The sequence below is a fragment of the Conservatibacter flavescens genome (genome assembly GCF_002795425.1).
GTDB classification, from domain to species: domain Bacteria; phylum Pseudomonadota; class Gammaproteobacteria; order Enterobacterales; family Pasteurellaceae; genus Conservatibacter; species Conservatibacter flavescens.
In genome coordinates this window covers 1-6937 of sequence record NZ_PHHA01000029.1, presented here as the reverse complement: position 1 = coordinate 6937, position 6937 = coordinate 1, and the positions used below count along the sequence as shown (strand labels likewise).

The following is a 6937-nucleotide window of genomic DNA, read 5'->3' as shown; positions in this document are numbered from 1 at the left end:
GTATCGTCGCCTGGGAAATCGTATTGAGAAAGAAGCTCACGTACTTCCATTTCAACTAATTCTAATAACTCTTCGTCATCTACCATGTCGCATTTGTTTAAGAATACGATGATGTATGGTACACCTACTTGGCGACCTAATAAGATGTGCTCACGGGTTTGTGGCATAGGACCGTCAGTTGCCGCGACTACTAAGATCGCGCCGTCCATTTGTGCTGCACCAGTGATCATGTTTTTAACATAGTCCGCGTGTCCTGGACAGTCAACGTGTGCATAGTGACGAGTTTCTGTATCATACTCAACGTGTGAAGTATTAATGGTAATACCACGTGCTTTTTCTTCTGGCGCGTTATCGATTTGGTCGAATGCGCGCGCTGCACCACCGTAGTGTTTCGCTAATACAGTTGTAATCGCTGCGGTTAAAGTTGTTTTACCATGGTCAACGTGGCCGATTGTACCCACGTTTACGTGCGGTTTTGTACGTTCAAATTTTTCTTTAGACATTGCTAAATTTCCTTTGTTAAGTTTGCACCGCACCCAAAAGTGCGGTGTATTTTATTAAAAATTATTTTTTACGTGCTTCAATTACTGCCGCTGCCACATTTTGTGGTGCTTCAGCATATTTCAATGGTTCCATTGAGTATGAGGCACGACCTTGAGTTTGTGAACGAAGATCTGTTGCATAACCAAACATTTCAGAAAGTGGAACTTCTGCATTGATTTTCACAACAAACTCATTACTCTCTTGACCATTCACGATTGCACGACGACGGCTTAAGTCACCAATTACATCACCAACATAGTCTGGTGGAGTTTCAACTTCCACTTTCATGATTGGCTCAAGTAATACTGGGTTCGCTTTGTTAAATGCTGCTTTAAATGCGATAGAAGCGGCAAGTTTAAACGCTAACTCAGAAGAGTCCACATCATGATATGAACCGAAGTGTAAACGAACACCAAGATCAACTACTGGATAACCCGCTAATGGACCTGATTTAAGTTGTTCTTGAATACCTTTGTCAACTGCTGGGATATATTCACCAGGAATAACACCACCTTTGATCTCGTTAACAAATTCGTATCCTGGACCTTCAGGATCCAATGGATACATATCAATTACAACATGACCATATTGACCACGACCACCAGATTGTTTTGCATGTTTACCTTCAACATCGTTAACACGTGTACGAATAGTTTCACGGTAAGATACTTGTGGTTTACCAATATTCGCTTCTACCTTAAACTCACGTTTCATACGGTCAACGATGATATCTAAGTGTAACTCACCCATACCGGAAATAATCGTTTCTCCAGACTCTTCATCTGTATGAACACGGAATGATGGGTCTTCTTGTGCAAGACGGCCTAAAGCTAATCCCATTTTCTCTTGGTCAGCTTTTGTTTTTGGCTCAACTGCAACAGAAATTACAGGCTCTGGGAACTCCATACGCTCAAGAATAATTGGCGCATCTAAAGCACATAATGTATCACCAGTACCAACATCTTTCAAACCGATTGCCGCAGCAATATCACCGGCACGAACTTCTTTAATCTCTTCACGTTTATTCGCATGCATTTGTACAATACGACCAAAACGCTCACGTTTTTCTTTTACAGCATTGATAACTGTATCACCAGAATTAATCACACCAGAATATACGCGGAAGAACGTTAAGTTACCAACGAATGGGTCTGTTGCAATTTTGAATGCTAAAGCTGCAAATGGTTCATCATCACTTGCATGGCGCTCACCCTCTGTTTCATCAGGGTTAATACCTTTAATTGCTTCAATATCAGTTGGTGCTGGTAAATATTCAACAACCGCATCAAGCATTGCTTGAACACCTTTGTTTTTAAACGCTGAGCCACAGCAAACAAGAATAATTTCATTAGCAAGTACGCGTTGACGTAATGCGCCTTTGATTTCTTCTTCAGTTAGCTCTTCACCACCTAAATATTTTTCCATCAATTCTTCTGAAGATTCAGCAGCTGCTTCAATCAGGTTATTACGCCATTCTTCACAAGCTTCTAACATATCTGCTGGTACATCTTCATAATTGAAAGTCATACCTTGATCAGCTTCATTCCAGTTGATCGCTTTCATTTTAATCAAATCTACAACACCTTTGAAGTTATCTTCTGCACCTACAGGCAATTGTAGAGGAACGGCATTACCACCTAAACGTGTTTTAATTTGCTCAACAACACGTAGGAAGTTTGCACCAGTACGGTCCATTTTATTAACAAAGGCAATACGTGGTACTCTATATTTGTTTGCTTGACGCCATACCGTTTCAGATTGTGGTTGAACACCACCTACCGCACAGTAAACCATTACTGCACCATCAAGAACACGCATTGAACGTTCTACTTCAATAGTAAAGTCAACGTGTCCTGGGGTATCAATAACGTTGATACGGTGTTGAGGGAACTGTTGCGACATACCGCTCCAGAAAGCAGTGGTTGCAGCAGAGGTAATAGTAATACCACGCTCTTGCTCTTGTTCCATCCAGTCCATAGTTGCTGCACCATCGTGCACTTCACCGATTTTGTGACTAACACCGGTATAAAATAGAATACGCTCGGAGGTCGTTGTTTTACCTGCATCAATATGAGCACTGATACCGATATTACGGTATCTTTCAATAGGGGTTGTACGAGCCATTATATATTTCCTTGCTGGAATTACGAATTTAAAAAATTTTAATATACATAAGGCTTTATCACATTTTTGTACGCATACATCATGAGATAAAGCCTATCAAACATCACTATGAAGTAATTACCAACGATAGTGAGCAAACGCTTTATTAGCTTCTGCCATGCGATGAACGTCTTCACGTTTTTTCACCGCAGCACCTTTATTCTCAGACGCATCAGACAATTCATTTGCTAAACGTAATGCCATAGATTTATCACCACGCTTACGCGCAGCTTCAACAATCCAACGCATACCAAGTGCATTACGACGTACAGGACGAACTTCAACTGGTACTTGGTAAGTTGAACCACCTACACGACGAGATTTAACCTCAACCGTTGGACGCACATTGTCTAATGCAGCTTCAAATGCATCTAAAGCATCTTTACCCGTGCGCTGAGCAAGAGTATCTAATGCGTTATAAACGATTTTTTCAGCGATAGATTTTTTACCATCTACCATTAAAACGTTAATAAATTTTGCAAGTAATTCTGATCCGAACTTTGGATCTGGAAGAATCTTGCGTTGTTCAATACTACGACGACGTGGCATTGCGAATTTCTCCGTATTTTAATCTTCAGGATTATCCAAAACTCTTAAATAATTGACCGCACTTTCATGCGTTAATATTTACTGGAGTTTATGGTTAATTAAATAATTTAATTGACGTTTGGCCTTACTTAACGGAGAACCATTAAGCTTTAGGACGTTTAACGCCGTATTTAGAACGACCTTGTTTACGGTCTTTTACGCCTGCACAGTCAAGTGCACCGCGCACGGTGTGGTAACGCACACCTGGTAAGTCTTTAACACGACCACCACGGATAAGCACAACACTGTGCTCTTGAAGGTTATGACCTTCGCCGCCGATATAAGAAGTTACTTCGTAACCATTAGTTAAACGAATACGGCATACTTTACGTAATGCTGAGTTCGGTTTTTTAGGTGTAGTAGTGTATACACGAGTACACACGCCACGTTTCTGCGGGCAAGCCTCTAATGCAGGAACGTTGCTTTTTACAACCTTTTTAACACGCGGTTTGCGTACTAGCTGGTTGATAGTTGCCATTAAATAAGCTCCAGTTTTTAACTATTATATACCAATATATGTGTTTATCTTCCATTCAATAGAAAAGAAGACACCGAATTCTAGTCTTCAATTTACGAGATGTCAAGAAATAAGCAGCGATCTTTATTGAATTGTTGATCTTTTTTAACATTATCACGTTAAAGCGCCAGCTGCGGAAAATACCGTTCTGTTAACCCAACAAGATCAGTCAAAGAAATTAACTGTACTTTGAGATTCATAGCTTGCAAACCACGAGCTTCAATATCTTGTTGTAACGCAAAACAGCCCTCAAATAAGTTAGGATACTTCAGTGCCAGTAATACACCATTTTGCCATAAAACTATCGCATCATTGATCCCAGCATTTGCTAAATACCTCTCTAATTCATCTAAAGAATAATCAGATCGAGAAAAAGTATACAACATAAATCGCCTTAAAAAGTCAAAATTTTAGCCGCACTTTTCAACTTAGACATCATCAAAGTGCGGTCAATTTTCTCACAATTTATCAATAATGGCATAGCATCCATATTGAAATTGGATAAAGACTGCTGACAAATATAGCGTTGTTCAATGTCATAGAGATCTAATAATTTAAACATTGCGCCAATATTTTTTTGTAAAATGCTTTCAGGTTGTTGGATTGAGCACAAATTAAATATACCATCATCTATAAAAAAGACGGCCATCTCTTCTGGCTCACAAAAAGCGGAAGCCGCAAGCAAAGCATCTAAACCTTCTCGACTAACCGATGTACCATAAGGTGCTGTGCGAAAGACAAAAGCTATCTGGATCATAAGGTTATCAACCTGTCTGCTTGCAATATTGCTTGACTAAACTCACCTAATCCAGCTAGACAAAACCCATCAGCTAAATTCGTTTGCTCCGCTGAATACGCAGTCTCAGCATTAACTACGCCACGCCGTTGTGCAGCGGCAATACATAAGTTTAGAGGCACATTATGTTGAACAGCAAATTGTTGCCATGCTTTTACTAAATGAAATTCATCACTGTTTGGGTAGACAAAGCGATTTCCATTGCCAACCCCAGCTTGATAAAAGAAAACTTGTGTAATTTCATGCCCAGCCAAAACTAACTCACAAGCGAATTGGTATGCAAGAAAGCTCCCCTGCGAACCATAGGCCGGCTGATTAACGGCTAACACATATTTCATGATTTATTGTCATCTTCCTGTTTAATCTGACGAATATATAGATAGACTGTATGCCGTGAAATATTGAGACGTTCTGCCACTTGATTAATCGCATCCTTAATATCAAAAATACCTTTCTCAAACAAAGACACCACAATTTGTCTATTTTTATTATTATTTGCAACTAAACGATCTGATGTCACTTCCTCAATGGTATGTTCAAGGGTTTGAGCGACTAGCTCTTCTACTGAGCTCGCAAAATTTACTGATGACGTTTCTGTTTGCAATCCAACAGGTAGCAAGGTTTGTATGAATTGTGAAACTGGCACATCCAAATTAATATTAATGCAAAGTAACCCTATCGTACGCTGTTTACTATTACGAATTGCCACTGTAACAGATTTCATTAATCTATTACTTTTGGCTCGCGTAAAATAAGGGGTAGATACACTCTCTGTTTGCATATTATGCAATGATTTCAAAGCAAAATCCGTAATTGGTGATCCTACTTTACGATTTGTGTTGTGACCGTTAGCAATACAAATTGCAGAATGCTCAATATCTTCCAAAGAATGTAATACAATTTCACAATGTTCGCCAATTAGCAATGCAAGGCCATCAACAACAGCTTTATAGGAGTTTAAAATGGCATGATCTTCATCAGTAAAAGGACGTCGATCATTTAACATATTAACGTTATCCACTTATTCAATTCTCATCAAAAAATGACCGCACTTTCCTATCACTCACGAAGTGCGGTCTGTTTTTCATTATTTTTTCTCTGGTACGATATCAAGTAACTCAATATCAAAATGTAATGTTGAATTTGGTGGAATTTGACCTGCTGCCTGATCACCATACGCTAATTCAGGTGGCAATACTAATTCAATTTTTCCACCCTTTTTAATTAACTGAATTCCCTCGATCCAACCTGGAATAAGCTGGTTAAGTTTAAATTCAATAGGCTGTCCATGCTTATGAGAACTATCAAATTCGGTCCCATCAACTAACTTACCAACGTAATGTACTTTTACTGTATCTTCCGGCTTCGGCGACTCACCGTTCCCAGCTTCTACTATGCGATATAAAATCCCAGATGCTGTTTTTTTCACACCATCTTGCTTCTCAAACGCTGTACGATATTCATCACCTTTCGCTTTCGCTTCTTTAGCGGCTTCTTCTGCCTTTACTTTCTCTAATTCTGCTAATTTTTCAGTTAATGCTTGTAATTGCTTACTTATATCTTCATCAGATAATTTCAAATTACCTTTTACCGTATCTTCAACACCAGCTAAAATTCGAGCTGTATCAAACTGAATAATGTCTTTTTGTGAAGAAACCATTTCCTCCACTTGTTTGCCCATCACAACGCCTACAGCATACGAAGACTCGTCGATAAATTTCTTGTCAGAAATCGTATTTGCCAAAGCAATACCTGAAAAACCCATCGTAATAAGAAGTGCAACTGTTGATAATTTTTTCATTATGTTTTCCTTTTTGTAGAGAGAAAATTTTTAGTACAACATATAATCAAAAATTCATTTCAAGCCAAAATAGGCAAGCGCAGATAGTATAGATAACGCGCAAGTGAGCCTGATAATGTATTGAATTGAAGTTAGAAAGACTATACATTTACCTACTTATTTTTCATAGAATAGGTTAAAGTGTATTAGCAAAATGTACAACATTTATTTGGAAAAATTATGAATAAAATGCAAAACTTTGAACAAAGAATCGCCGAATTAGAAATGAAAGTGACTTTTCAAGAAATGACTATTGAGGAATTAAATCAATCACTTGTTGAACAACAATTTCTTATTGATAAAATGCAATTACAATTACGCTATCTTGCAAATAAACTTAAAGATATACAGCCGTCAAATATTGCCAGCCAAGCGGAAGAAACCCCTCCTCCACATTATTAAAAGGTGTAATGGTGGAAATAACTGGAATGAAATAGAGTGTGATAGGCGTAATGAACAATCCCTTTCCTCCAAAAACACAAAAAAAAAA

10 protein-coding genes are annotated in these 6937 nt (G+C 38.5%); 1 reads left to right on the top strand and 9 read right to left on the bottom strand.

Annotation, left to right across the window (positions count from 1 at the left end; genetic code table 11):
• From CVP05_RS11180 to fkpA, 9 genes are all read right to left on the bottom strand, one after another.
• A partial coding sequence (locus CVP05_RS11180; protein ID WP_100289270.1) for a GTP-binding protein occupies positions 1-503 on the bottom strand: 503 nt, incomplete at its 3' end.
• A gap of 61 nt (positions 504-564) precedes the next feature.
• Positions 565-2667 (bottom strand): elongation factor G, encoded by a 2103-nt coding sequence (gene fusA, locus CVP05_RS11175; RefSeq protein WP_100289654.1) that lies wholly within the window; start codon positions 2665-2667, stop codon positions 565-567.
• A 117-nt stretch (positions 2668-2784) separates the two neighbouring features.
• Positions 2785-3255, bottom strand: a complete 471-nt coding sequence (gene rpsG / locus CVP05_RS11170; RefSeq protein WP_100289653.1) for a 30S ribosomal protein S7 — start codon at positions 3253-3255, stop codon at positions 2785-2787.
• Between the two features lie 142 nt (positions 3256-3397).
• Positions 3398-3772, bottom strand: a complete 375-nt coding sequence (gene rpsL, locus CVP05_RS11165) for a 30S ribosomal protein S12 (RefSeq protein ID WP_013745731.1) — start codon at positions 3770-3772, stop codon at positions 3398-3400.
• A gap of 158 nt (positions 3773-3930) precedes the next feature.
• Positions 3931-4197 (bottom strand): DsrH/TusB family sulfur relay protein, encoded by a 267-nt coding sequence (locus CVP05_RS11160; RefSeq protein ID WP_100289652.1) that lies wholly within the window; start codon positions 4195-4197, stop codon positions 3931-3933.
• 8 nt (positions 4198-4205) lie between these two features.
• A complete protein-coding gene (tusC, locus tag CVP05_RS11155) occupies positions 4206-4565 on the bottom strand; it encodes a sulfurtransferase complex subunit TusC (RefSeq protein WP_207761370.1) in 360 nt (119 codons plus the stop codon).
• Positions 4565-4945 carry a sulfurtransferase complex subunit TusD gene (gene tusD, locus CVP05_RS11150; protein ID WP_100289650.1) on the bottom strand — a complete coding sequence of 127 codons (381 nt, stop codon included), beginning with the start codon at positions 4943-4945 and terminating at the stop codon, positions 4565-4567. Before tusD ends, tusC begins: the two co-directional genes overlap by 1 nt.
• The gene (locus CVP05_RS11145) at positions 4942-5613 is read right to left on the bottom strand and encodes a helix-turn-helix transcriptional regulator (protein WP_100289649.1); all 672 of its coding nucleotides are present in this window, start codon (positions 5611-5613) and stop codon (positions 4942-4944) included. The genes tusD and CVP05_RS11145 overlap by 4 nt, the downstream gene beginning before the upstream one ends.
• Positions 5614-5694: 81 nt before the next feature.
• Complete coding sequence (gene fkpA / locus CVP05_RS11140; RefSeq protein WP_100289648.1) at positions 5695-6408, bottom strand: FKBP-type peptidyl-prolyl cis-trans isomerase; 714 nt, start codon at positions 6406-6408, stop codon at positions 5695-5697.
• A gap of 219 nt (positions 6409-6627) precedes the next feature.
• Between fkpA and CVP05_RS11135 the strand changes: the two genes are divergently transcribed.
• The gene (locus tag CVP05_RS11135; protein WP_100289647.1) at positions 6628-6849 is read left to right on the top strand and encodes a SlyX family protein; all 222 of its coding nucleotides are present in this window, start codon (positions 6628-6630) and stop codon (positions 6847-6849) included.
• The last annotated feature ends 88 nt before the right edge of the window (positions 6850-6937 follow it).

Bases quoted from the DNA above. Each gene is read 5' to 3' on its own strand.
- CVP05_RS11160 (WP_100289652.1), bottom strand. From the start codon at position 4,197: ATGTTGTATACTTTTTCTCGATCTGATTATTCTTTAGATGAATTAGAG.
- rpsL (WP_013745731.1), bottom strand. From the start codon at position 3,772: ATGGCAACTATCAACCAGCTAGTACGCAAACCGCGTGTTAAAAAGGTT.
- fusA (WP_100289654.1), bottom strand. From the start codon at position 2,667: ATGGCTCGTACAACCCCTATTGAAAGATACCGTAATATCGGTATCAGT.
- rpsG (WP_100289653.1), bottom strand. From the start codon at position 3,255: ATGCCACGTCGTCGTAGTATTGAACAACGCAAGATTCTTCCAGATCCA.
- CVP05_RS11145 (WP_100289649.1), bottom strand. From the start codon at position 5,613: ATGTTAAATGATCGACGTCCTTTTACTGATGAAGATCATGCCATTTTA.
- tusD (WP_100289650.1), bottom strand. From the start codon at position 4,945: ATGAAATATGTGTTAGCCGTTAATCAGCCGGCCTATGGTTCGCAGGGG.
- CVP05_RS11135 (WP_100289647.1), top strand. From the start codon at position 6,628: ATGAATAAAATGCAAAACTTTGAACAAAGAATCGCCGAATTAGAAATG.
- fkpA (WP_100289648.1), bottom strand. From the start codon at position 6,408: ATGAAAAAATTATCAACAGTTGCACTTCTTATTACGATGGGTTTTTCA.